Consider the following 22,435-nt stretch of genomic DNA (forward strand, 5'->3'; position numbering starts at 1 on the left):
GCCGGATTCAGTAATGAATCCGGCACTTTTGTTTGTGGTGCGTGATTTTAGGTATTCACTGGCTTAAAAATAACTTGGTTGTTAATACGTTTTTACGTACTATCGTAGGTATGGGTGATGAAACAGTACTGAACGAACTTCGGCAAGAGATCCGAGACCTCGCGATAAGAGTGGCCTCATTGGAAAGTACAACTGCAAAAGAGCAGCCCGATCAGGCTGATTCAGAGTCATCTATACCACAAACAAATGATGATTTTTGGGCTCTGTCGGGATTGCGGTCCAGGTTGGGGGAGCACGCATCAACAGAACAAGGGGCGGTGACGCTGGTGGGTGCGGTAACACTCCCAACTGGCGCTCCGGTCTCCTGGCAACAAACAGCAGGAACTACTGGTCTCTTCGAAATAGAGTGGGAAGAGCGTGCAACAGCATTTGCTGCGCTGGGTCATCCAATGCGCCTGGAGCTCTTGCGACATATTCTTTCTGGTATTCACTCCACAGCAGAACTCACATCAATTGAATCTTTAGGTACGACGGGGCAGCTTCATCATCACCTCCGGCAGTTGTTATCGAGTGGGTGGCTTAAACAGAGCGGCCGGGGCAGTTATGAAGTCCCACCGGCTCGGGTAGTGCCTTTGTTAGCCTGCATTGTTGCTTCGGACCACTGATGAATTTTCTTATAAGGCTTTACCGCGTGCGAGGAGTTATTCTTTTCGTCGCCATTGTGCTGTGTCTGCTTGGAGCATTTCGCCGATTTATCCCTCAGTCAGAGGCGCTTGACATGATCTTTCTGGGGCTACCGTGGCTGGGTATTACTGGCATGCTCATTGCTATGCTCGTGGCCGTGCTGGTGCCGAAGTGGCTACCAGTAAGCGAAACAATCAGTATCGTTCCTCCTGTGGATGGGCGGTGGCTAGGTATGAATAGCCCCGTCAATAAGGTGCCCAGTCACGGAGTTCGCGCTTATGGACAGTCCTATGCAATTGACCTGGTTTATGAGCCAGTAGATCAGAAACGGCCAACGTTTGGGGTCGGTCCAGTTATGAGACGCCCCGAGGACTATCCCGCATTTGGTCAGCCTGTTCGTGCAATGATCGATGGTCAGGTTGTTAGTGTGTTGGACGCGCTGCGTGATCATCGGGCACGTTCAGGTACTCTCAGCGTCTTGTACATGCTGGTCGAAGGTGCGCTTCGTGAGTTGGCTGGGCCCAAGTTCATCATCGGCAACCATGTGACTATCCGCAGCGATGATGGTGTTTTTGCTGTAGTTGCACATCTTAAAAGTGGATCAGCGCTTGTTGCCGTAGGAGATAGAGTTCATGCGGGCCAAGTGATTGCCGAATGCGGAAATTCAGGTAACAGTAGTGAGCCCCATGTGCATGTGCAGTTGATGGATCGACGTTCGTTCTGGACTGGGCAGGGAGTGCCTTTTGTCTTCGCAGATGTGCAGATTGGTGATGCTGATCTGCTGCAAAATGCGCTCCCTGGCAACCTTCAACATGTGAAAATATTAGCTCTGCAGCAACCTTCTAAGAATTCAAAGGAATAGATAATGGATCCAGTATCGTTAATCTTTGGTGCAGCTATTGCGTCTGTTGCATGGATATGTCTTTTACCGCGAACCCGAAAAAAATGTTCGAAATGCGGTTCGACCGATCTCTGCTAAAAGCAGCCGAATGCATGTCTTCTTCCATTTTCTCTTTGCCTAGTACTGGCTGTCTCGACATGATCTTAAGTACGTGAAATAACCGCAACTGCCTCCGCTAGTGCGGCAGCCGCAATGCGTGCATCTTCTTCGTTGTGGTTCGTGTTGAAAGTACAGCGCACAGCAGTTCTTGCGGTGTCTTCATCAAAACCTAAGGCCAAGAGCACATGGGAGACTTCGCCGGATCCACAAGCTGAACCAGGGGAGCAGACAATGCCGTGGCGTTCTAATTCGAGCAGGACTGTTTCTGAGCCGATGCCTTCAAAAAGAAATGAGGCATGTCCGGCTAGTCGATGTGTGGGATGTCCTGTCAAACTTGCTCCGGGAATCTCTAATACTGAAGAAATGAATTCACTGAGGTCTAGGTAGCTTTCTTGGCGTGCTATTTCTAAAGCTGTGGCAAAAGCTACAGCGCCTGCAACGTTCTCTGTGCCGCTGCGTTTGCCGTTTTCTTGTCCACCGCCATGGACGAGGGGTTCGAGGGGAAGTTTTGACCATAAGACACCGATGCCTTTGGGGGCTCCGAATTTATGGCCGGACAAACTCAATGCATCTATACCTAGGTCAAAGGGGAGGTGAGCTGCTTGAACAGCATCAGTATGAAATGGTGCTGTGCTGGTTCGAGCTAATTCAACGAGTGGTTGGATGGTGCCTATCTCATTGTTGGCATAACCGATGCTGACCAAGGTGGTGTCTGGTCTGAGTGTGGCTGCAAGATCCTGCGGGGAGATTAATCCGCTACGATCTGGGCGGAGATAGGTGATCTCGAAAGCATGGAAGCGTTCTAGATATTGCGCTGCGTTGAGGATGCTGTCGTGTTCAATGGTGGTTGTGATGAGGTGTCGGCCCTTGGGGTTGGCTAGGCAGATGCCCTTGATGGCTAGATTGTTGGCTTCAGTTCCACCTGAGGTGAAGATGATCTGTGAGGGCCGTCCCCAGATAATGCGTGCCACTCTGTTTCGAGCATCTTCTAATCCAGCAGCAGCAAGTTTTCCTGGTTCATGTGGGCTAGAAGGATTGCCAAAAGCTCCAGTGAGATAGGGCCACATGGCTTCGAGTGCTTCTTTGCGTACGGGGGAGGTGGCAGCATTATCGAGGTAGAGCATTAGTAGATATCCAGTCCTAGATCTAGGGCTCGCACAGAGTGGGTGAGTGCGCCGACGGAAATGATATCTACGCCGGTTGAGGCGATTTTTCCGACAGTGTTGAGATTGACGCCACCAGAAGCTTCAATGAGTGCGCGTCCGGCAATGAGTTCTACGCCTTCGATGAGCTGGTCGATGGTGAAATTATCTAACATGATGGTGTCTACGCCAGCTGCAAGGACGGGTTCGATTTGTTCAATGCGATCAACTTCCACTTCCACGTGGGTGGTGTGAGGAAGCTTCGCTTTCATCGAAAGTAGCGCTTCAGTGATTGAGAGACCTTGGGAGGCAATTGCTGAGAGGTGGTTATCTTTCACCATGACAGCATCGGACAGGGTAGCGCGGTGGTTGAATCCGCCACCGTCGCGTACTGCTTGGCGCTCAATAATTCTTAAACCCGGGGTGGTTTTGCGGGTATCCACAATGCGAGCTTTAGTACCGGTTACTTCTGCCACATAGCGTGAGGTTAACGTGGCGATACCTGAAGTTCTTTGCACAAAGTTCAGAGCAATGCGTTCGGAACGAAGAATGCTTCTGGAATTTCCGGCGACGGTTCCCAAGACATCGCCTGCATCAAAACGTTCGCCATCAGAGACCTCCAGCACAACCTTCACAGAAGGATCAACCAGATGGAAGGAAACGTCGAAAAGCGCCTGCCCGCTAAAGATGCCCGGTTCTCGGGCAACAACCTGTGCGCTCAGCTGCGCGTGGCCGGGGATAAATATCTCTGAGGTGGTATCGCCCCAGGGTGCGTCTTCGGCAAGGGCTGCGCTGACGATACGGTCAATTGGAGTGAGCATTTTAAGCTTTCTTGGTTGAAGGAACAACAGAGAGCATGCGTTCAAGAGCAACGCGCGCAGGCGAAGCCACAGCCTGAGAGACGGAAATCTGGTTGATCACATTGCCTGCGACCAACTCTTCTAACACCCAGGCGAGGTAGCCAGGGTGGATGCGATACATCGTGGAACACGGGCAGATAACCGGATCAAGGCAGAAAATGGTGTGCTGCGGATATTGCGCGGCCAGGCGCTGCACCAAATTGATCTCAGTTCCGATAGCAAAAGTAGAACCAGCAGGCGCTGCCTGAATCGCCTTGACGATGAAATCGGTGGAACCGGAAGAATCTGCGGCATCCACAACTGCCATGGGGGATTCTGGATGCACAATCACGTGCACATCAGGGAATTCTGCGCGAGCCTTGTCGATTTGTGCGACACTAAAGCGCTTATGCACGGAACAAAAACCATGCCAGAGCAGCACTTTCGCATTCTCTAGCTCTGCTACAGTATTTCCGCCGAGAGGCTTATTCGGATTCCACAAGGGCATCTGATCAAGGCTAATACCCATGGCTTTTGCCGTATTTCGGCCTAGATGTTGATCAGGGAAGAACAGCACGCGCTGACCACGCTCAAAAGCCCACTCCAGCACGGCGCGCGCATTAGAAGAGGTGCAAACAATGCCACCGTGCTCTCCGACGAATCCCTTAAGCGCCGCGGAGGAATTCATATATGTCACGGGGATGATGGTTTCATCGCCATAAATTGCAGTGAGTTGCTCCCAGCAATCCTCCACAGAATCAAGATCAGCCATATCCGCCATGGAACAACCGGCAGCCAGATTCGGAAGAATCACTGATTGCTCAGCAGTGGATAACAGATCAGCGGTTTCTGCCATAAAATGCACACCGCAGAACACAATGGCCTCTGCCTGGGGTTTAGTTTTGGCAGCGCGGGCAAGCTGAAAAGAATCTCCCACAAAATCCGCATGCTGGATTACTTCATCGCGCTGGTAGAAGTGTCCAAGAATAACCACGCGGTCACCCAGCGTAGCTTTTGCCGCGCGGATCTTTTCGTGTAGTTCTTCATCGCTGGCGCGTTGATAGCGCTCGGGCAGGACTTGCTGGCGCGGCGTCTGCGCTGGAATGAGATCGCTTTGCGACGCGCCGGGCCCGTAGGTATCCGGCATCTCAGGAAGATCAAGCAGCCAGGGGCCCTGCTGAAGTTCGCTATTGCAGCTTTGCGTATTTTGCAGGGCGAGGTTTACTGAGGGAGTAATTGACGTAGTCATGGTGTGGTCCTTTTATGGCGATTAGCGCTGGAATCGGAATAGTTTTGGTGGCCGGTGCGGGGTTCCCGCGAGCACTTCGCCAGTGTCGATGAGATCGGGTGAGGTGGCCACGGATCTTCGAAAATTGGCGGCATCGAGTTTTTGGCCCAGCACTGCTTCATGCACGGAACGCAGCTGTGCGATGGTGAATTTCTCTCCGAGGAAAGAGTGCGCGATCTCTGCGTATTCCACCTTGGTGCGCAGGCGTTCCAGCGCATAGTTGACGATGTCATTGTGGTCGAAAGCCAGCTCTGGAAGGTGATCAGCGGGAAACCACTGCACATTTTCACCTGGTATTGCTTTAAGTGCTTCATCGGCGCGCACCAAAGCCCAATACACCACGGAAATAACTCTTCCGGTGGGGGAGCGGTCTACACCACCAAAGGTATAGAGCTGCTCTAAATAGCTGGGGTGTAGGCCGGTGGTTTCTGCCAAGGTGCGTGCTGCGGCATCTTCTAGTTCTTCATGTGGTGGTAGCCAACCGCCAGGCAGTGCCCATTTGTTTAAATGTGGCTCTCTGGTGCGTGGGACAAAAGGGGTCCACAAGCTGGGAAGATCTTGTGGGCCTGGGCGCAGCGCAAAGATGATCGTGGACACGGCCACCTGGATTTCCGGTGAAGCGGGCAAAGAACCACCTTAAGGTCAATCTGACTTTAACTTGGAGGCTATCTTATAGTCATTTTGACTTTAAGGGAAGAGTTTCACAGGTTCTGTCAGCGGTCTACTATGGCTCAAGGTTTTAAAATAATTGCGTTGGAGAGGCGAGAAACTCATGCTTGCAGTGCTATTCGGAGTGATGGCCGGAGCCATTATGCCTTTCCAAACGTCAGTGAATAATAGGTTGCGCCAGTCTGTGGGAGCGCCACTCCTGGCATCATTTATCTCCTTTGTGGTGGGCACATTTTCACTCATCATTGCCACCTGGATAACCAGCGGACAGCCCTATCCTTCCTTGGGAAACACTTCAGATGAACCGTGGTGGATTTTTACCGGTGGCATGTTGGGCGTGGTGCTCTTAACCGGAAATATCTTATTATTCCCGCGGGTAGGAAGCGTCCAGACTGTTATTCTGCCGATCACTGGGCAAATCCTCATGGGCCTGATTATTGATTCTTTCGGCGTGGCCTATGCTCCCCAAACTCCTTTGACGCTGGTGCGAATCTTAGGTGCACTAGCTGTGCTTTTCGGCGCGCTTGCCGTTGTGGGAGTGTTCTCTAAAACCACCACTGGCCAGGGACAAGCTCAAGGAGCATCGGTTTGGCTCTGGAGACTTCTCGGTGTGGTGATGGGCATGTGCCAAGCCACGCAGGTGGCAGTCAACGGTTATTTGGGCACAGTGCTGGGATCTGCCATTGAATCAGCCTTGGTATCTTTTACTGTTGGAACCACAGTGCTTTTTGTCTTACTTGTGCTCACTCGAACCAAATGGCGCGGAATCAATGGCGCTGGCGAGAAAAACCCATGGTGGATGTGGCTTGGTGGTGTCATTGGCGCAACGGTTATTTTCAGCACCGCCTACTTAGGACCTGTTATCGGTACTGGCGTAACAGTGGTGGTCATGCTGTTGGGCATGATGCTTGCCAGCCTGCTGATCGATATCTTTGGATTTTTGGGCAGCCCACGCCGTCGCATTCACCTTGCGCAGCTCATTGGCCTGTTGGTAATTATCGCGGGTGTGGCGCTGATCAGAATCTAGAGCAGAATCTAGATTTCTACCGATTCTCCCTCACCTAGTGCTAAATATTGCGAACCATAAGCCTCAGCGAGTGCGGTGAGGAACTTCTTATTAATCGCCAAGCCACGTTCATTCATGATGCCGTCATGGATACCAATGAAACGCTGCGGCGGAAATTTCCTTAAATAGTCCTCTACATCCAGCATTTTTACCCAAGGACCATTGACCGGCAGCAGGCTTAATTCTACCTTTTTCAACGGCTGAAAAGCATCGCCAGGATGGAGAACTCGGCCGTTGATCAAGTACCCAACATTTTCAGCTACGGCAAGCGCATGGCTGATCAACGCATGTTCGGAACCTAGAACTTCCACGTTTAGGGAACCAACTGTGAAATTTCGGCCGTGCTCCACGATGTGGCATTCCACCGGAATGGCGTGAGCTACGGAGCGAGGTGCATAAATCGACATCCCAGGTTTGAGCACTGCGGGATCAACATGGTCTGGATGATTATGGGTAATCAAAATTGTGGCACCCTCAAGATTCGGGGCGCCAAAAGTGCCGGGATCAATGATGATGCGATTACCGTGATCTTCGATTTCCACACAGGCATGAATATGTCGAGTGATTTTCATGCCATCCATTGTGCGCTACATCAAGGTCGTTTGGAGGCCGGCAAACTAGAAACCACCAATTGATAGGACTCTTCCACTAGTCCTTCTATCAAATCTTCTGTGATTCTTTCCCCCGCACTCACACTGATCCAATGCACTTTATTCATGTGATAACCGGGCACAATAGTGGGAAAAGTAGTTCTTAATGATGCCCCAATTTCTGGGTCAGATTTCAGCGTGATGATGGCTTCACCGCGCAGCACAGTGAGCAGCAGGAACACCTTGCCGCGAATTTTATAGACTTCGTGTTCCGGACCAAAGGGGAATTCTTTGGTGCTCAATGGCAAGGTTTGTGCATGTTCGGAGGCGACGTGATGAAGATCCATGGACATCTACTGAACTCTCTTTGTCCATTCTTCGGTGGCGTATTTGGTTTTCACCAGTTCGTGAACCACAGCAAAATCTTCGTCACTGAGTTCAGCGTCGGTGGCGCCATAGCGATTAGCGAAGGTGGTTTTGAGGGTATCGATAATTTGTTCACGGGAGGCACCAGTTTGGCGGCGCAGCGGATCCACGCGCTTCTTTGCGCTGCGCAAACCCTTATCGGAGATCTTGACCTTGCCGATGCGCAGCACCTGAGTCATCATATCGGCATCGATGTCATAAGACATGGTCACATGGTGAAGCACTGCACCGCTGCGACGTTTTTGGGCTGCGCCACCAATTTTTCCGCCGGTTGAGGTGATGTCATTGATCGGTACGTACCACGCATCCACGCCGTGTTCTTTCAGCGCTGCGAGCACCCATCGATCCAGATATTCATAGGATTGTTCATAACTTAAACCAGACACCAGAGATTCCGGCGCGTAGAGGGAATAGGTGATGCAGTTGCCACCTTCCATAAACATTGCGCCACCACCGGACATGCGGCGGACAACGGTGACACCATGTTCATCGACGCCTTCTTGGTTGATTTCATTGACATAAGACTGAAAGCTGCCAATGACGGTGGCGCGATCGTCCCAATCCCAAATGCGCATGGTTGGTCCACGTTGGCCTTTGGCTACTTGGTCCAGAATAAGTTCATCTAAAGCGACATTTACCGGAGTAGGCAGGATTCCTGGATGTAGAATCTCCCAGTCAAAATCGGTGAAATCTTGTGCACCAGTAACAGCTCGACGCACTGCTAAAGCGATGTCGGCAGTGCTAAAACCTTGCAGCTCCACATCATCGAATTCCGCTAAAGCCGCATCCATTTTTGCCTTCAGACGGTCAGTTGTATCACCAACTGACGCGCCTTGAAGGGCACGGCCAAGGGCGAAAAATGCCTCATCAGGTTCAATGAAGAAATCGCCGGAAATCTTCACATCTGCGATGGCATCCAAATCTGTGGAGACATCAACTACGACAAGTTTTCCGCCGGGGACTTTGAGTTCAAAGTGATTATTCATTGCCCCACAGTAACTGAGATGCTTGTCGACGCGCCCCGCCACCTCGCACTTGCCACCGTGGGCGGGCGTGCTTAAAGCACGTAGAATCGACCATAAGGAAAATTCCGAACCTTGCTCTAGGGAGAAAAACATGGCTGGCACTATTTCCACCTACGTTACTTTCAATGGATATACCTCTGAAGCACTCACGCATTGGCAAGAAATTTTTGGCGGTGACCTCAACCTTCTGACTTATGGTCAAACCCAGATGGAAGGCATGCCGTTTGAACCCCCAGCTGATGCCTTGGCTCATGGCGTGCTCACTTTTCCTGGTGGCGCCCTGATTTCTGGTGGTGACTCAATAGGAGAGGAACTCCCCATCAAAGACACTGCATATTCCATGTTGTACAACGCGGAATCGGTGGAAGATGGACGCGAGAAGATCGATAAAATTGTCGCAGCTGGTGGCGCAGAAACCATGAAATTTGAAACTGCTCCGTGGGGTGGATCCTATGGGCAGGTCTTTGATAAATATGGTGTGATGTGGAGTATTTCTGCAGAATAACCACAAGGTGGCGATGATCTCAGAAAGATCATCGTCACCTTTAATGTGGAAGCCTAAACCTCAAAACGTGGGAGATCGAGTCCAACGTATTGTTCTGCGAGGTAGCGCTGTCCAGACTGGGAATCCAGGACGGAACGCAGTTCCGCGAATCGGCGCTGGGTAGCAAAGTGATCTTCACCAGGGACAGCGTGCAGCATGGAGCTCATCCAATAAGAGAAATGCTGTGCCTTCCAAACGCGGGGAACTGCAAGGGAAGTGTAGCTATCTAGTAGTCCGGTGTCCTTCTTTTTCAGTGCGCGCACAATGCCTGGTGCAAGAACGGACACATCGGCGACTGCCAAGTTGAGACCCTTTGCACCAGTTGGTGGCACGGTATGTGCAGCATCGCCAGCGAGAAATAGTCGGCCCTTTTGCATTGGTTCAGTTACAGCAGAGCGGAAGCGGAGCACGGCTTTGTCAAAGATGCGTCCTTCAGAAACCGTGATTCCTGGGGAGTCTGCGCGCAGATGTAGCTGATCCCAAATGCGATCATCGGACCACATATCTGGGGTATCTTCAGGATTACACTGCAGGTAGTAGCGCTGAATTTCATCAGTGCGGGTAGAAATCAGAGCAAAGCCCTCAGGGTGGGTGGCGTAGATGAGCTCTTTTTGGGTTTTTGGTGCTTCCACCAAAATGCCGAACCATGCATAAGGGTATTCATGGCGGGCGCGGACACCACCATCTTCGGTAATCAGCTTGCGGTATGGCGAATTGGAGCCATCGGCTGCAATGACATAGTCGGTAGTAATGGTGGTGGAAGAGCCATCTGCTTCGGTGTAGGTGACCTTTGCCAGATCGCCTTCGTAGTTTTCTACTGAATCTACGGTGGTGCTAAATAGTAATGCGCCACCATCTTCAATGCGCTTGGCAATGAAGTCCTTGAGGTATTCATGCTGTGGGTAGATGGCGACTTTGTGGCCAGTGAGCTCAGTCAGTGGAATACGGGTGCGTTCATTGTTGATAGAGATATCGATTGCTTCATCGTGATCGGCTTCTGCTTCCATGCGCGCGCCGACTCCAGTTTCCCGCATTAAGTTCAGGGTGCCTTGTTCAAGTATTCCTGCTCGAACTGTTTCTTCTACTTCTTTGCGAGTGCGGGATTCAAAGACAATTGATTCCACTCCCTGCAGGTGGAGGAGGTGTGCGAGGGTAAGGCCTGCTGGGCCGGCACCGATGATTGCGACTGGCACGTGATTCATGGAAAAGCTCCTTTTAACTCTCAACGGAAGATGAACTTCGTCAAATATTTCACATATAGTGATTTGGGCCTCAATCTAAGGGAAAGTATGTCCCGCCACAACCTGTTCGCAGTGTGAACGTGGTTTAAGTTGAAGTCGGGCTCACAGCCAGCAGGAAAGTCATTTAATTCAGATTACAAGGGTGTGGCTAGGGGTGTGATTCAGGGGTTCTGAGTTACGTAGAAGTAGAAACTAGTGCTTTCTTTTTCGCGATACTATGTTTTCCCTATTGATTAAGCTAAGGTGAACGCGTACTTAACTTGATATGCACGGGTGCTCGGTGAAAAACCGGGCTGAGATCTGGCAGAGCCACGACCGTAGAACCTGATCCGGATAATGCCGGCGATAGGGAGGAAAAATATGGCAAATCTCGCCATGCAAAAAAATACTCAGCAATCTTCTTGGCGTGTGATTGATATTGTCATCGCATCTGTTTTGGGTGTTGCCTGCGGATTAATTTTCATCGTATGGAATTCCATCGGATACGCCTGGACTACTGCTTTTCATGCACTAACTCCAGGCCTTGGTGGCGTGGCCATCGGAATCTGGTTGTTGGGCGGCGTGCTCGGCGGGCTTGTGATTCGTAAACCAGGTGCTGCACTCTTTGTAGAAGTTGTTGCTGCATGTGTGTCCGCAGCGTTGGCTTCTCAGTTTGGTATTTCCACTATTTATTCCGGTCTTGTCCAAGGGCTTGGCGCAGAAATCATCTTTGCATTGTTCCTTTACCGTCGCTTCAACCTGCCCATCGCCATGCTTGCCGGGGCCGGTGCTGCTGTGGGTGGCATTATTCTTGAGCTGTTCTTCTATGGAAATCTCGCGAAGACGCTCTCCTTCAACATTATTTATTCCACTACTTCGGTGATTTCTGGCATGATTTTGGCAGGATTACTCAGTTGGTTCTTGGTTCGCGCTTTGGCACGAACTGGCGCCCTGGATCGTTTTGCTGCTGGTCGGGAAATGAAATGACCACAGCTTTAGGCACGCGCGTTGTTGCGCGTAATTTTGGTTACCGGCATGCATCGCGGGAAAATCCTGCGTTAGAAAATATTAACTTTGAGATCGCACCAGGTGAGCGCATCTTGCTCACCGGCGCCTCAGGCGCAGGAAAATCTACGCTGCTCGCCGCACTCGCCGGCGTTCTAGGCGGTCCAGATGAGGGCGTGAGTACTGGCGAATTGCTTGTCGACGCCCCCTCCATTGGCCTTGTTCTCCAGGATCCAGATTCACAGGTTATTGCTTCCCGCATCGGCGATGATGTGGCATTTGGTTGCGAAAACCTCAAAGTTCCTCGCGCAGAGATTTGGCCACGAGTGGAGAGGGCCCTGCAACTTGTGGGGCTAGAGCTGCCACTGCACCATCCCACGAAGTATCTTTCTGGCGGTCAAAAACAACGTCTGGCTTTGGCTGGTGTCATTGCGATGGGTGCACGTTTAATTTTGCTCGATGAGCCAACCGCAAATTTAGATCCCCAAGGACAACGAGATGTCGTTGCAGCTGTGGATCGGGTAGTCCGTGAAACTGGTGCTACACTTATCGTTGTGGAACACCGCCATGAGCTGTGGTTAGACACCATTGATCGCATCATCAGCATTACTGATGGATGTGATGTTTTACCGGAAGAATTATTAAAAGTGGGCCAGTTGCCTGTGGCGCAGCCGTCGATAAGCAAGCCAATCTTGTGGGCTGACAACCTGTTGTGCAGCTGGGGTGCCGTGCGTAGTTTTGTGGTGCCTGAAGGTGCTTCGACGGTGATTACTGGCCCGAATGGTGCTGGAAAATCTACACTTGCGCTGACCATGGGTGGCTTGATTCCACCTAAAAAGGGGCGCCTGGAATTATCTGAAGCAGTGCGCGGTGGTTTGAACTCGCCGCCGCACAAGTGGCGTTCTGCGGAACTTGCTGCACGAATCGGCACTGTGTTTCAGGATCCTGAGCATCAATTTGTGGCGCGCACCGTGCGTGATGAGCTGGAGATCGGCCCGAAAATCATGAAAGTTCACGCACAAGATCGCGTTGAGGAACTTTTAGATCGCTTAAGGTTGCGGCATTTAGAGCACGCTAATCCTTTTACGTTAAGCGGGGGAGAAAAGCGTCGACTTTCTGTGGCAACAGCGTTGGTTGCAGCGCCTAAATTAGTGATTTTGGACGAACCAACATTTGGGCAAGATCCAGAAACCTTTACTGAACTAATCTTATTGCTACGCGAACTGACTGAAGCTGGAATTAGCGTTGTCTCAGTCACCCATGATCCAGATTTCATCGCAGCACTTGGTGATCATCACATCGAGGTAAACCCACGATGATGACAGTGAATCTTTTAAGCACAATCAACCCCGTCACCCGCATTATCGCGCTCATGGTGTTGACCACGCCTTTATTACTGAGCGTGGATGTGATGTCAGCGGCAATCGCGCTGGCAGCAACCATTATCTTGTCTCCTTTTGCTGGTGTGAGCTGGAAAATGTTGCTGAAACGTGGCTGGCCTTTGCTACTCATGGCACCGATAGCTGCACTTTCTATGGCGTTATATGGCCGGCCGGAAGGCACTGAATATTTTAGCTTCCTGCTCATCCATGTCACAGATAATTCCCTTGCTCTAGCTGCTGCCATTGGGCTGCGCGTCTTGGCTATCGGCATGCCAGTGGTGGTGTTGATTGCACGGATTGATCCCACTGATTTGGGTGATGGGTTAGCTCAGATTCTGAAACTTCCTGAGCGTTTTGTTATTGGAGCAGTAGCGGGAAGCCGGCTTATGACATTGTTCCGCGAGGACTGGTATTCCATGTCCAGAGCGCGGCGTGCGCGCGGCATCGCAGACCAGGGCAGGATTAAGCATTTTTTCACCATGACTTTTGGTCTTTTAGTCCTCTCACTACGCCGTGGTTCCAAGTTGGCAACCGCCATGGAAGCTCGTGGTTTTGGGCGCTCGCCAGATGGTCGAACGTGGGCACGTGAATCTAGTGTAGGTATTCGCGATGTCCTGCTCATTGTGGTGTGCGCAGCTATTTCAGCCTTAGCCATCGTGGTGTCCATTCAGACTGGTTTCTTCAGGTTTTTGGGCACATGAAAATTGTGTTGATCGATGGGCAATCTGGTGCAGGTAAAACCACCCTGGCAGAAGACTTGAGCTCCTATACCGGGTTTGATGTGGTGCACTTGGATGATTTCTATCCAGGATGGACCGGACTTGCACAAGCCTCTGAGATTGTTGCCCGCGATATTTTGGTGGCAGATAATCCGGGATATTTTTCTTGGGATTGGCACGAAAATTGCCGCGGGGAATGGGTGTCGCTTGAACCCGGAAAAAGCCTGATCATTGAAGGCTCTGGTGTAATAACGGCCGAGACCATTCAACGCGCCACTACCCTGGGTGATGTAGTGACCGTTCGTTTAACCGCACCGGAGTCTTTAAGAAAACAACGCGCCTTAGATAGAGATCCGGACTATGCACCATTTTGGGAGTTGTGGGCTGCGCAAGAACGAGTGCACTTTGCCCAGGGCATTGAGGCAGATCATGAGATTGTGCTAGGTTCGAATGAAGCTGCGGGACGACCCGTCGCACTCTATGACAGTCTGGGAACGGCCCAGAGTTCTTAAGAAAGTTTGACCAGAGAACATGCCGTTTTCTTTGTTAAAGCCAATTGATTACGCCCGCATCATTATCGGATGGGCGTCCATAGTTATTCTTCCTCTCTTGGCCCTGCCGTCGATTATCCAACTTGGCTTGATTATCGCCATCATTTTGTTCTGTGCGTTTGGCGTGGTCAAAATGGCAGAGCGCTTAGCCCATATTTTGGGTGATCCTTTTGGCTCTCTCATCCTCACGCTGTCCATTGTGATCATTGAAGTCATTTTGATTTGTGCAGTGATGTTGGGGCCAGCAGAAAGTGCCACCGCTGGCAGGGATTCTGTGATGGCTGTATCCATGATCATCATGGGCTTAGTGGTGGGATTATGTCTGCTTATCGGTGGACTAAGGCATGGCAGCATGCCACACAATGGCCTGGGTACTCCTACCTATTTGGTACTGATTGCAACTTTTTCAGCAGTCGCTTTTGCCGTACCGGCACTTTTAGGGGAGTACAGCACCGGACAAGCCATTGTTATTGCCACGTTGACAGCAGTTGTTTATGGATTCTTCCTTTACCGACAAATGGGTGCACAAGCACAAGAATTTCAAGAAGTAGAAGTAGCGGAAAAAGCCGGAAATGCTGCGCGGTGGGAGGTTCCTTTTCGCGGGGCAGTGTTGATCGTGACTGTTCTACCTATTGTCTTGCTTTCCCACGATATGGCTACGGTGATGGATGAGGTGCTTGCATCACTTGGTGCACCGGTAGCGATGGCAGGATTAATCATTGCCACGATTGTCTTCTTGCCAGAAACAATTACATCCTTGAAAGCTGCCTGGACTGGGGAAATCCAACGAGTGAGCAATCTGGCACATGGTGCTCAGGTATCCACCGTAGGACTGACCATTCCAGCTGTTCTCATCATTGGCATTATCACCGGACAAGACGTGCAATTAGGCGAGACCCCCATCAATTTATTGCTGCTTGGAACCACGATTGCAGTTACTGCCATTGCGTTTAGCTCTAAAAAAGTAAATGCAGTGCATGGATCCGTGTTGTTGATGCTGTTTGTCGTCTACATGATGAGCATGTTTGGCTGATTTGGGTAGCCTGGTGGGCATGAATGCATTAGAGACTTTGCAATGGCAAGACTGGTCAAGCGTTTTAGTTGTTGTAGCCCACCCGGATGATCCAGAATATGGGCTTTCCGCAGCGGTGAAAGAATGGACGGATGCTGGGGTAGAAGTATCCTATTTGCTTCTGACTCACGGTGAAGCAGGAATTCAAGGACTAGACCCGGCAGAAACTGGACCGCTTCGTGCCGCAGAACAAAGGGCTGCCTGTGATCAGGTGGGCGTGAAAAACCTCACCATCCTTAATCACCCAGATTCCATGCTTGTTTATAACCTGGAGCTGCGTAAAGATATTGCCCGAGAGATTCGGGTGCGGAAACCAAATGCCGTGGTTGTTACCAACTTTGAGGTGGAAGCATACGGTGGACTAAACCAAGCAGACCACCGAGTTGTTGGTCTAGCAGGTGTTGATGCCACCCGTGATGCTGCTAATCCTTGGGCACAGACAGAGCTTTTGGAAGAAGGCCACCAGTCGTGGGGTGCTGATGTTATCGTGATTGCAGGACATCCAGAGCCAACGCACACCATGGAAGTATCTCAGGAATCTGTCGATGCCGGTGTAGCTTCTCTGCAAGCACATAAAAAATATTTAGAAGCATTGCCAGATCACCCTAAGCCAGAAGAATTTATTCCGGAAACATTGGCAGTTGATGGTGGTTATGCTGCATCTTTCCGGGTCTTTGGACGGTAAGAAACCGGTATTTTATTGATCAGATAAGACCATAGCGTCCACGTGACAGAGAGAATCAGTACTTCCGCGACAATATAAAATGGCCATCCTCCTAGCAGCGCCAGAATTGATGTTGATTCTGGCTCTGTAGAGAGATAACCGTAGTTGGTGCCCAACAATGTGTTGATGACAAGACACAAGATTCCCCAGCTAATCGTCACCGTGAAAGCTACTACGACGCCGGAGGAACCAGGTTTTTCTCCGAAGCTAAATACCAGCATAATTGCGGCAATAAAGACTGCGATATGTAAGAACCAATACATCAAAAATTCAAGCCGCGGGATCTGTTCATACTGTAGATCTGGGGTAATCAGTGACATTACGTTGATAGTGGTGCCCCATAAAATGGTCACCGATACTGCCCAGCGTGCACGGGTTATTAGAGCGATGGCAGCAATGACACGAAGTGCATCTGAGAAATGGAATGGCCAGGAACCTTCCACGCTGTAGTTACCAGGTAAAAATCCCCATACCATCCAGAATATTGCAGCGCTAAGTAACACCCATCCAAAAGCTGATGCGAAATTATATCGGCGAGCAAGTGGAACCACGGCTATCGACAAAACAAGAACGGCGATGAGCATTGAAATATGCTCGACTCCATACTGGGGCATGGCGCCGAGGTCAATGGTGTTATCCATAAATACTTAATTTACATAACTTTTTAAGTGATTACCTGTAAAAGTATTAGTTTTGCTGAGATCAGTCGGAGTTCCTTCAAAAACAACTCGACCACCATCTGAGCCCGCACCAGGGCCGATATCAATGATGTGATCCGCGTGCGCGAGTACTCCCAAATGGTGTTCAATGACGATGACGGATTTTCCTGCATCAACAAGCTGGTCGAAAAGGTTGAGCAAAGTTTTTATGTCCGCCAAGTGCAAACCAGTCGTGGGCTCATCCAAAATAAAGGTGGTGGCCTTGTCAGCCATGTGGGTCGCTAGCTTCAAACGCTGACGTTCACCGCCCGACAATGTAGTTAGTGGCTGGCCGAGAGTGATATAACCGAGGCCGACGTCGACAAGCCGTTGTGCGATCTTTGCCGCAGGCAAAATCTTGGAATCTGGAGCAGAGAAGTACTCATGCGCTTGGACTGCCGATAACCCCAGCACTTCTGCGATATTCTTGCCACCAAAGTGATAGTCCAAAACAGACTCATCAAAACGCTTGCCTTCACACACCTCACACGGTGAAGAAACCCCAGCCATCATGCCCAAATCCACATAGACAGATCCCGCGCCCTTACAGTTCGGGCATGCTCCTTCTGAATTTGGGGAAAATAGCGCAGGTTTAACCTCATTAGCCTTGGCAAAAGCTTTGCGAATGGAATCTAACATGCCTGTATAGGTAGCAGGGTTGGAACGGTTTGAACCGTGAATCGCTGTTTGATCAACGAACACTACTGATTCATCGCGCGGAATTTCGTGAATTAACGAGGATTTTCCAGAACCAGCCACGCCTGAAATCGCGGTGAGCACACCTAATGGAATGTCCACATCGACATTGTTCAAATTATTTCGGTTGGCCCCGCGAACCTCCAGCGCGCCTTGTGGCGCACGCACAGATTCCTTCAATGACGCACGGTCAGCAAAATGGCGGCCGGTCACGGTGTCGCTGTCTTTAAGCTTTTCGACGCTTCCCTCAAATTTGATCTCACCACCGGCTGAACCAGCTCCCGGACCGAGATCAATAACATGATCTGCGATAGCAATAGTTTCTGGCTTATGCTCCACGACGAGCACAGTATTGCCCTTATCTCGCAGATTGAGCAGCAGCTTATTCATGCGTTCAATATCGTATGCATGCAAACCAGCGGTGGGTTCATCAAAGACATAAGTGACATCGGTGAGCGCTGACCCCAAATGGCGAATCATCTTTGTGCGTTGCGCTTCGCCACCAGACAAAGTGCCTGCAGGGCGATCAAGTTGGATATAGCCCAAACCAATCTCGACGAAATTATCAAGCGTTTCAGTCAAGGCTGTGAGAAGCGGAGCAACGGATGGGGCTTCGACAGTTTTCATCCACTGTGCTAAATCACGAACTTCCATGGCGCACAGTTCCGCAATATTTTTGCCATTGATCTTAGAATCCAAAGCATGTTGCGCCAGGCGAGTGCCACCACACGCTGGACAGGGAATAAAGGTAACTGCACGATCCACGAAGGTGCGGATATGTTTTTGCATTCCTTCGCGGTCTTTAGACAGCATTGATTTTTGAATACGAGGGATCAAACCCTCATAAGTCATATTGATGCCCGCGATTTTCATCTTGGTGGGTTCAAGATAAAGGAAGTTGTGGCGTTCCTCATCAGTGAAATCTTTGATGGGTTTTGTTGGGTCGAAGAGCCCTGATTCGGAATACATGCGATAATTCCATCCGCCCGGTGTATAGCCGGGGATGGTGAGGGCGTCTTCGTTGAGGGAGAGGGAGGCGTCGAAAAGCTCGTTGAGGTCGATGTCTGAGGCCCGGCCCATGCCTTCGCACGCCGGACACATGCCACCGGTGCGTTTGAAGTTAGCCTTTTCTCGTTTGGATTTTCCAGCCTTTTCAACTGTGATGGCGCCAGCTGCAGATACCGAAGGAACGTTGAAAGAATACGCACCAGGGCCACCGGCGTTTGGTGCGGCGATACGAGAGAACAAAATGCGCAACATAGCTGTTGCATCTGTAGCCGTTCCAACCGTGGACCTAGGATTAGCGCCCATCTGTTCTTGATCCACGATGATCGCGGTGGTGATGCCTTCCAGATGATCCACATCGGGACGTGCCATCGAGGGCATGAAGCCCTGCACGAAAGTACTATAGGTTTCATTAATCAACCGGCGTGATTCCGCAGCGATGGTGCCAAAAACAAGGGAAGATTTACCCGAACCTGACACACCAGTGAACACCGTCAGGCGCCTTTTTGGGATGCGAACAGACACATTTTTTAGATTGTTTTCATTGGCCCCATGGACTGTAATCCAATCGTGGGAATCAGCTTTTTGCATGTGCTCTAGAGTACCAATTTCTGGCAGGTTACAGCTTTTCTAGCACCAAAACAAAAGTCTCCCTAGTATGGGATCCATGGCAAAAACACATTTTCAAGGAAACGAAACTTCTACCTCCGGCGAACTGCCACAGGTAGGCGATAATTTGGCAGACTTCACTCTGGTTAACACCGATCTCGGAGAGGTCTCTGCACAGGACTTCCAGGGTCGTAAGCTTGTTTTGAACATCTTCCCATCAGTAGATACTGGCGTTTGTGCAGCATCTGTCCGCAAGTTCAATGAAGAAGCAGCAAGCCTAGAAAACACAACTGTGCTGTGTGTGTCCAAGGACCTTCCATTCGCACTGGGTCGTTTTTGCTCTGCAGAAGGCATCGAAAACGTCACTGCAGCATCCGCATTCCGTTCCACCTTCGGTGAGGACAACGGCATTGTGCTCGAAGAATCTCCACTAAAGGGCCTTTTGGCTCGCACCGTCATTGTTGCTGATGAAAACGGCAAGGTTGTTTATACTCAGCTGGTTGATGAAATCACCACTGAACCTGATTACGATGCAGCACTTGCTGCGCTGAACTAAATTACGTTCAAAGAAGGGCTACAGACAGCTACTGCTGTTTGTAGCCCTTCTTTTCTTATCTAACCCAGATGAAAATCTCTTGGCTAGTAACCTCTTCAGAATTTTCTACAGGATTACCTGAGGGTTCTTGCGGTTCTGTGCTGGACTTAGAGTCAGTTTTTTGAGGAGCGAAATTCGAGGTTGTCGAAGGCTCCGCGGACATATCAGAGGGATCTATGCTCTCTGGAGGTTTTTGGTTCTGTGGGCTCTGGAGATTTTCCTACATGGTCCCCGTCTAGAGGTGGTGGAGGCGGTGCCTTAATGAAGGTAGGGGGAGATAGCAGCGGTGGGGGTGTGGCAACCAGAGTTGGGGCTTCTTCGGGAGAGAAGTCATTTCTCTCATTGTTATCATTACCTCCAACAGTAGCCTCGCTGGTGGGGGGAATCTGTGATGGAGCAGGCGACAAGAATTCTGGGGGAGCGCTAGATACTGACGTTATGGGTGCGCTGATCTGAAGCTCTACAGAAGGAACGCGTGTGGAGTCTACCGGAGGATTTCGGTTCTCGAAGGCAAAAACTTTTGCTCCAGTCTCACCTTGTAACCCAGTACTTCCCAGAGAATCTGGAACGGAAGCCGGAGTAGTGGGAATATCACTAGGTGTCAAAGGTGCATTCGCTAAAGTAGTAAATATTGTAGATTCTTCAGTATTAATGACTACATCAGCAGAGCCCAGATAGTTATTTGCGGACACGAAGATAAAAGCTGGTAGTGAGGCCATTAATCCAACGGAAGAAAATAGATTCCAGAATTGGGAATGTCCAGTCAGATTCTTCGCGAATAAAACCACTGTGGTAAGAGCAGCCAGAATCAATCCAATGATGAAATAGGACAGTCTGCTTTGACTGATAAAAGCTGAAGCTACAAGGCTTGTACCTCCAGCAGCCAGAGTCACATAGGGGCTGTACTTTAAGGCTTTGTCTGCAAAGCTAAGTGCTTTTTTCTTTTTTGAACACTCAAAAAGAGCTTGGGAGAGGCGTCGAGTTCCTTCACGATAGCTTTCCGGATGCTGGTGGTATGAGACAAGCGTTGGAATCTCTAAAAGTTGCAGTCGCCGTTGCTTTTTGGACCATAACTCAAGAGGTAGAGCATCAATTTCTATAGAGACACTAGCGTCAGTGCGCGTTACGTAGCCACGGACTAGGGGATGGACTCCTCGGTCATAGGAATAACGCACTGCAGATGAAAGCGCGTCGGCGGTTTCGATATCTAGCACTCCGCATTCCGTGCCGTTGTAGAACACAGTGAGGACAGATTGCATTTCATGGAGTTCTAGGATGACCGCGGATCGAGGCAAAAAATTCTTAAATGGAGAATTAGCTGTTGGTTCAACTTGCCACGTTGTGCCACCAGCTAAAAGGCTACTGGTGGAATGCGGAACTTTATTCATGATCACTGCGAAATCAAGATCAGGCAACATGATTGAGGCTAGAACTCCACGGCTGGGGGTTAAATGGAGTTTGCAGCCGATGAGATGGCCAGAGGCAAAAATCCGCAGTAATTGAGAATTCAGCAGAATCTCGGGATGCTTAATTGTGCCGATATAGGTTTTTTGTGTCCACACACCTAGTTGCGTTCCAGAGTTCAGCGGAGCAAGAACTGCTTCAACAAAACGTTCTTGGTGCTCTGGATTGATCAAGGTCGCCAAGGCTGATCGATCGACGTTTTCTAAGTCGAAGTGATGAGTGGGGAAAGTTGAGGATGTTGCATGCAGATAGTAGATTTCTCCCTCGAAACTAAGCTGAGGAAAATCTGAGCGGAGGATTGGTGTGTTGATTTTGTTAGCCCCCTTTCCTTACTAACCTCTTATCATATACGGTAGTAGAGGCGATATCTGCGAATTTCAACAATCGTAGCCTTAAGGAATCATAATAGCTACGTAAAATTATTTATGTGCCCTGAATCTCAAAAGTGGTTATATTTTCTAATTCTTTTTTGAAAAGATCCTCTTAGCTGTGAGGATAATAGTTGTAATGATGGCGCCCCACGCTAGACCGAAAACTAGGGATCCAAAAGTATTACCAAACCATCCTAGAGTGCTACCTCCAATGCCCTGGGCCCAGGTCTCTAAATCGTGAACAAGATGATAAGGAAGAGTCCAGCCGAGCTCTTCTGTACCCACGACCATGATGTGACCACCGACCCACAACATGGCAAAAACGCCAAGAACAGAAATGACTTGAAGAACAATAGGCATGGCTTTGACAAGTCCACGACCAAATTTTTGAGCAGCAGAAGAATTACGTTGAGTTAATGCCAGGCCAGCATCATCCATCTTCACCAGAATGCCCACAACACCGTACACCAGCGCGGTAATGCCAACACCAACGATGAACAGCACACCAGCCCGCATCCATATGGTTTGATCAGAAATTTCATTAAGTGAAATCACCATGATCTCTGCGGACAAAATTAAGTCAGTTGTAATGGCACTTTTGACCAACTGATCTTCGGACTTGGGGCTCTCCTGAGATTTTGGAGTGGTGCTGTGTTCTTCGCCTTTGATCCTTTGATGAATGGAATGCCAGATTTTCTCTGCACCCTCAAAGCACAAATAGGTACCACCAAGCATGAGAATGGGGGTAAGAGCCCACGGGGCGAATGTAGAAAGGAGTAGGGCGATGGGCAAAATGATGATGATCTTGTTTACCAGCGAGCCCTTGGCAATGCGCCAGATCATCGGTAATTCTCTGGCAGGTTTAACACCCTGAACGTATTGCGGAGTAACTGCAGCGTCATCGACAACTACACCTGCTGCTTTGATGCTGGTTTTTCCAGCCATTGCAGTGACATCATCGAGACTGGCGGCAGCCGCTCGAGTAATGGCTGCAACATCATCCAACAGTGCTGCTAATCCACCAGCCATGGGAAGCTCCTTAAAATGTGAG

General features: G+C 50.1%; 23 protein-coding genes and 1 riboswitch. Of the genes, 11 read left to right on the forward strand and 12 right to left on the reverse strand.

What is annotated here, in order from left to right; translation table 11 throughout:
• Positions 1 to 41 precede the first annotated feature (41 nt).
• Together ccrud_RS05140 and ccrud_RS05145 are read left to right on the forward strand one after the other, a co-directional pair.
• Positions 42 to 665, forward strand: a complete 624-nt coding sequence (locus ccrud_RS05140) for an ArsR/SmtB family transcription factor (protein WP_211271320.1) — start codon at positions 42 to 44, stop codon at positions 663 to 665.
• Positions 666 to 691: 26 nt separating this feature from the next.
• A complete protein-coding gene (locus tag ccrud_RS05145) occupies positions 692 to 1,546 on the forward strand; it encodes a M23 family metallopeptidase (RefSeq protein ID WP_211271321.1) in 855 nt (284 codons plus the stop codon).
• A 182-nt stretch (positions 1,547 to 1,728) separates the two neighbouring features.
• Here the strand turns inward: ccrud_RS05145 and ccrud_RS05150 are convergent, their stop codons facing one another.
• Genes ccrud_RS05150 through ccrud_RS05165 form a run of 4 tightly spaced genes read right to left on the reverse strand, consistent with a single transcriptional unit; the run spans position 1,729 to position 5,580 of the window.
• Positions 1,729 to 2,808 (reverse strand): cysteine desulfurase family protein, encoded by a 1,080-nt coding sequence (locus ccrud_RS05150; RefSeq protein WP_066565159.1) that lies wholly within the window; start codon positions 2,806 to 2,808, stop codon positions 1,729 to 1,731.
• Positions 2,808 to 3,647, reverse strand: a complete 840-nt coding sequence (gene nadC, locus ccrud_RS05155) for a carboxylating nicotinate-nucleotide diphosphorylase (RefSeq protein WP_066565160.1) — start codon at positions 3,645 to 3,647, stop codon at positions 2,808 to 2,810. Before nadC ends, ccrud_RS05150 begins: the two co-directional genes overlap by 1 nt.
• A gap of 1 nt (position 3,648) precedes the next feature.
• Positions 3,649 to 4,914 carry a quinolinate synthase NadA gene (gene nadA, locus ccrud_RS05160; protein WP_066565161.1) on the reverse strand — a complete coding sequence of 422 codons (1,266 nt, stop codon included), beginning with the start codon at positions 4,912 to 4,914 and terminating at the stop codon, positions 3,649 to 3,651.
• Positions 4,915 to 4,935: 21 nt separating this feature from the next.
• A complete protein-coding gene (locus ccrud_RS05165) occupies positions 4,936 to 5,580 on the reverse strand; it encodes an NUDIX hydrolase (RefSeq protein WP_066565162.1) in 645 nt (214 codons plus the stop codon).
• A gap of 145 nt (positions 5,581 to 5,725) precedes the next feature.
• Between ccrud_RS05165 and ccrud_RS05170 the strand changes: the two genes are divergently transcribed.
• Positions 5,726 to 6,649, forward strand: a complete 924-nt coding sequence (locus tag ccrud_RS05170; RefSeq protein WP_066565163.1) for a DMT family transporter — start codon at positions 5,726 to 5,728, stop codon at positions 6,647 to 6,649.
• A gap of 8 nt (positions 6,650 to 6,657) precedes the next feature.
• Here ccrud_RS05170 and ccrud_RS05175 read toward each other — a convergent pair whose 3' ends face one another.
• From ccrud_RS05175 to lplB, 3 genes are read right to left on the reverse strand one after another with little or no spacing between them, the layout of a single operon-like run.
• Entirely contained in the window at positions 6,658 to 7,260 is a 603-nt protein-coding gene (locus tag ccrud_RS05175) for an MBL fold metallo-hydrolase (RefSeq protein ID WP_066569561.1), read from the reverse strand.
• A 20-nt stretch (positions 7,261 to 7,280) separates the two neighbouring features.
• The gene (locus ccrud_RS05180; protein WP_245670379.1) at positions 7,281 to 7,631 is read right to left on the reverse strand and encodes an MmcQ/YjbR family DNA-binding protein; all 351 of its coding nucleotides are present in this window, start codon (positions 7,629 to 7,631) and stop codon (positions 7,281 to 7,283) included.
• Positions 7,632 to 8,690 carry a lipoate-protein ligase small subunit gene (lplB, locus tag ccrud_RS05185; RefSeq protein ID WP_066565164.1) on the reverse strand — a complete coding sequence of 353 codons (1,059 nt, stop codon included), beginning with the start codon at positions 8,688 to 8,690 and terminating at the stop codon, positions 7,632 to 7,634. It lies immediately after the preceding gene.
• A 130-nt stretch (positions 8,691 to 8,820) separates the two neighbouring features.
• On the opposite strand from lplB, the gene ccrud_RS05190 reads away from it, so the two are divergent.
• Positions 8,821 to 9,234 (forward strand): VOC family protein, encoded by a 414-nt coding sequence (locus tag ccrud_RS05190; protein WP_066565165.1) that lies wholly within the window; start codon positions 8,821 to 8,823, stop codon positions 9,232 to 9,234.
• A 53-nt stretch (positions 9,235 to 9,287) separates the two neighbouring features.
• Here ccrud_RS05190 and ccrud_RS05195 read toward each other — a convergent pair whose 3' ends face one another.
• Entirely contained in the window at positions 9,288 to 10,475 is a 1,188-nt protein-coding gene (locus tag ccrud_RS05195) for a 4-hydroxybenzoate 3-monooxygenase (RefSeq protein WP_066565166.1), read from the reverse strand.
• A 298-nt stretch (positions 10,476 to 10,773) separates the two neighbouring features.
• Positions 10,774 to 10,883: riboswitch (TPP riboswitch) on the forward strand.
• Here ccrud_RS05195 and ccrud_RS05200 point away from each other — a divergent pair.
• The 6 genes from ccrud_RS05200 (at position 10,875) to ccrud_RS05225 (ending at position 15,907) form a co-directional block, all read left to right on the forward strand.
• A complete protein-coding gene (locus tag ccrud_RS05200; RefSeq protein ID WP_066565167.1) occupies positions 10,875 to 11,480 on the forward strand; it encodes an ECF transporter S component in 606 nt (201 codons plus the stop codon). (Overlaps the previous riboswitch by 9 nt.)
• Positions 11,477 to 12,817, forward strand: a complete 1,341-nt coding sequence (locus ccrud_RS05205; RefSeq protein WP_066565168.1) for an ABC transporter ATP-binding protein — start codon at positions 11,477 to 11,479, stop codon at positions 12,815 to 12,817. The genes ccrud_RS05200 and ccrud_RS05205 overlap by 4 nt, the downstream gene beginning before the upstream one ends.
• Before the next feature lie 5 nt (positions 12,818 to 12,822).
• Positions 12,823 to 13,581 carry an energy-coupling factor transporter transmembrane component T family protein gene (locus ccrud_RS05210; RefSeq protein ID WP_066569563.1) on the forward strand — a complete coding sequence of 253 codons (759 nt, stop codon included), beginning with the start codon at positions 12,823 to 12,825 and terminating at the stop codon, positions 13,579 to 13,581.
• On the forward strand, positions 13,578 to 14,111 hold the full coding sequence (locus ccrud_RS05215; RefSeq protein WP_066565169.1) for an AAA family ATPase: 534 nt from the start codon (positions 13,578 to 13,580) through the stop codon (positions 14,109 to 14,111). Before ccrud_RS05210 ends, ccrud_RS05215 begins: the two co-directional genes overlap by 4 nt.
• 19 nt (positions 14,112 to 14,130) lie before the next feature.
• Positions 14,131 to 15,183, forward strand: coding sequence for a calcium:cation antiporter (locus tag ccrud_RS05220; protein ID WP_066565170.1), 1,053 nt, complete (start codon positions 14,131 to 14,133; stop codon positions 15,181 to 15,183).
• 19 nt (positions 15,184 to 15,202) lie between these two features.
• Positions 15,203 to 15,907, forward strand: a complete 705-nt coding sequence (locus ccrud_RS05225) for a PIG-L deacetylase family protein (RefSeq protein ID WP_066569566.1) — start codon at positions 15,203 to 15,205, stop codon at positions 15,905 to 15,907.
• On the opposite strand, the gene ccrud_RS05230 is transcribed toward ccrud_RS05225, so the two are convergent.
• A complete protein-coding gene (locus tag ccrud_RS05230) occupies positions 15,874 to 16,587 on the reverse strand; it encodes a YwaF family protein (RefSeq protein WP_066565171.1) in 714 nt (237 codons plus the stop codon). The two genes, ccrud_RS05225 and ccrud_RS05230, sit on opposite strands and share 34 nt — an antisense overlap.
• Before the next feature lie 6 nt (positions 16,588 to 16,593).
• Positions 16,594 to 18,936 (reverse strand): ATP-binding cassette domain-containing protein, encoded by a 2,343-nt coding sequence (locus ccrud_RS05235; RefSeq protein WP_066565172.1) that lies wholly within the window; start codon positions 18,934 to 18,936, stop codon positions 16,594 to 16,596.
• Positions 18,937 to 19,012: 76 nt separating this feature from the next.
• On the opposite strand from ccrud_RS05235, the gene tpx reads away from it, so the two are divergent.
• On the forward strand, positions 19,013 to 19,510 hold the full coding sequence (tpx, locus tag ccrud_RS05240; protein WP_066569568.1) for a thiol peroxidase: 498 nt from the start codon (positions 19,013 to 19,015) through the stop codon (positions 19,508 to 19,510).
• Between the two features lie 203 nt (positions 19,511 to 19,713).
• Here the strand turns inward: tpx and ccrud_RS05245 are convergent, their stop codons facing one another.
• Together ccrud_RS05245 and ccrud_RS05250 are read right to left on the reverse strand one after the other, a co-directional pair.
• Positions 19,714 to 21,186 carry a hypothetical protein gene (locus ccrud_RS05245; protein WP_157776009.1) on the reverse strand — a complete coding sequence of 491 codons (1,473 nt, stop codon included), beginning with the start codon at positions 21,184 to 21,186 and terminating at the stop codon, positions 19,714 to 19,716.
• Between the two features lie 285 nt (positions 21,187 to 21,471).
• Positions 21,472 to 22,413, reverse strand: coding sequence for a DUF808 domain-containing protein (locus tag ccrud_RS05250; RefSeq protein ID WP_066565174.1), 942 nt, complete (start codon positions 22,411 to 22,413; stop codon positions 21,472 to 21,474).
• Positions 22,414 to 22,435 lie beyond the last annotated feature (22 nt).

The organism is Corynebacterium crudilactis (genome assembly GCF_001643015.1).
Lineage (GTDB): Bacteria > Actinomycetota > Actinomycetes > Mycobacteriales > Mycobacteriaceae > Corynebacterium > Corynebacterium crudilactis.

What these genes read in the sequence shown, in the direction of transcription:
- ccrud_RS05150 (WP_066565159.1), bottom strand. Translation starts at nt 2,808, where the DNA reads ATGCTCTACCTCGATAATGCTGCCACCTCCCCCGTACGCAAAGAAGCA.
- nadC (WP_066565160.1), bottom strand. Translation starts at nt 3,647, where the DNA reads ATGCTCACTCCAATTGACCGTATCGTCAGCGCAGCCCTTGCCGAAGAC.
- nadA (WP_066565161.1), bottom strand. Translation starts at nt 4,914, where the DNA reads ATGACTACGTCAATTACTCCCTCAGTAAACCTCGCCCTGCAAAATACG.
- ccrud_RS05170 (WP_066565163.1), top strand. Translation starts at nt 5,726, where the DNA reads ATGCTTGCAGTGCTATTCGGAGTGATGGCCGGAGCCATTATGCCTTTC.
- ccrud_RS05175 (WP_066569561.1), bottom strand. Translation starts at nt 7,260, where the DNA reads ATGAAAATCACTCGACATATTCATGCCTGTGTGGAAATCGAAGATCAC.
- ccrud_RS05180 (WP_245670379.1), bottom strand. Translation starts at nt 7,631, where the DNA reads ATGTCCATGGATCTTCATCACGTCGCCTCCGAACATGCACAAACCTTG.
- lplB (WP_066565164.1), bottom strand. Translation starts at nt 8,690, where the DNA reads ATGAATAATCACTTTGAACTCAAAGTCCCCGGCGGAAAACTTGTCGTA.
- ccrud_RS05190 (WP_066565165.1), top strand. Translation starts at nt 8,821, where the DNA reads ATGGCTGGCACTATTTCCACCTACGTTACTTTCAATGGATATACCTCT.
- ccrud_RS05195 (WP_066565166.1), bottom strand. Translation starts at nt 10,475, where the DNA reads ATGAATCACGTGCCAGTCGCAATCATCGGTGCCGGCCCAGCAGGCCTT.
- ccrud_RS05200 (WP_066565167.1), top strand. Translation starts at nt 10,875, where the DNA reads ATGGCAAATCTCGCCATGCAAAAAAATACTCAGCAATCTTCTTGGCGT.
- ccrud_RS05205 (WP_066565168.1), top strand. Translation starts at nt 11,477, where the DNA reads ATGACCACAGCTTTAGGCACGCGCGTTGTTGCGCGTAATTTTGGTTAC.
- ccrud_RS05215 (WP_066565169.1), top strand. Translation starts at nt 13,578, where the DNA reads ATGAAAATTGTGTTGATCGATGGGCAATCTGGTGCAGGTAAAACCACC.
- ccrud_RS05220 (WP_066565170.1), top strand. Translation starts at nt 14,131, where the DNA reads ATGCCGTTTTCTTTGTTAAAGCCAATTGATTACGCCCGCATCATTATC.
- ccrud_RS05225 (WP_066569566.1), top strand. Translation starts at nt 15,203, where the DNA reads ATGAATGCATTAGAGACTTTGCAATGGCAAGACTGGTCAAGCGTTTTA.
- ccrud_RS05230 (WP_066565171.1), bottom strand. Translation starts at nt 16,587, where the DNA reads ATGGATAACACCATTGACCTCGGCGCCATGCCCCAGTATGGAGTCGAG.
- ccrud_RS05235 (WP_066565172.1), bottom strand. Translation starts at nt 18,936, where the DNA reads ATGCAAAAAGCTGATTCCCACGATTGGATTACAGTCCATGGGGCCAAT.
- tpx (WP_066569568.1), top strand. Translation starts at nt 19,013, where the DNA reads ATGGCAAAAACACATTTTCAAGGAAACGAAACTTCTACCTCCGGCGAA.
- ccrud_RS05250 (WP_066565174.1), bottom strand. Translation starts at nt 22,413, where the DNA reads ATGGCTGGTGGATTAGCAGCACTGTTGGATGATGTTGCAGCCATTACT.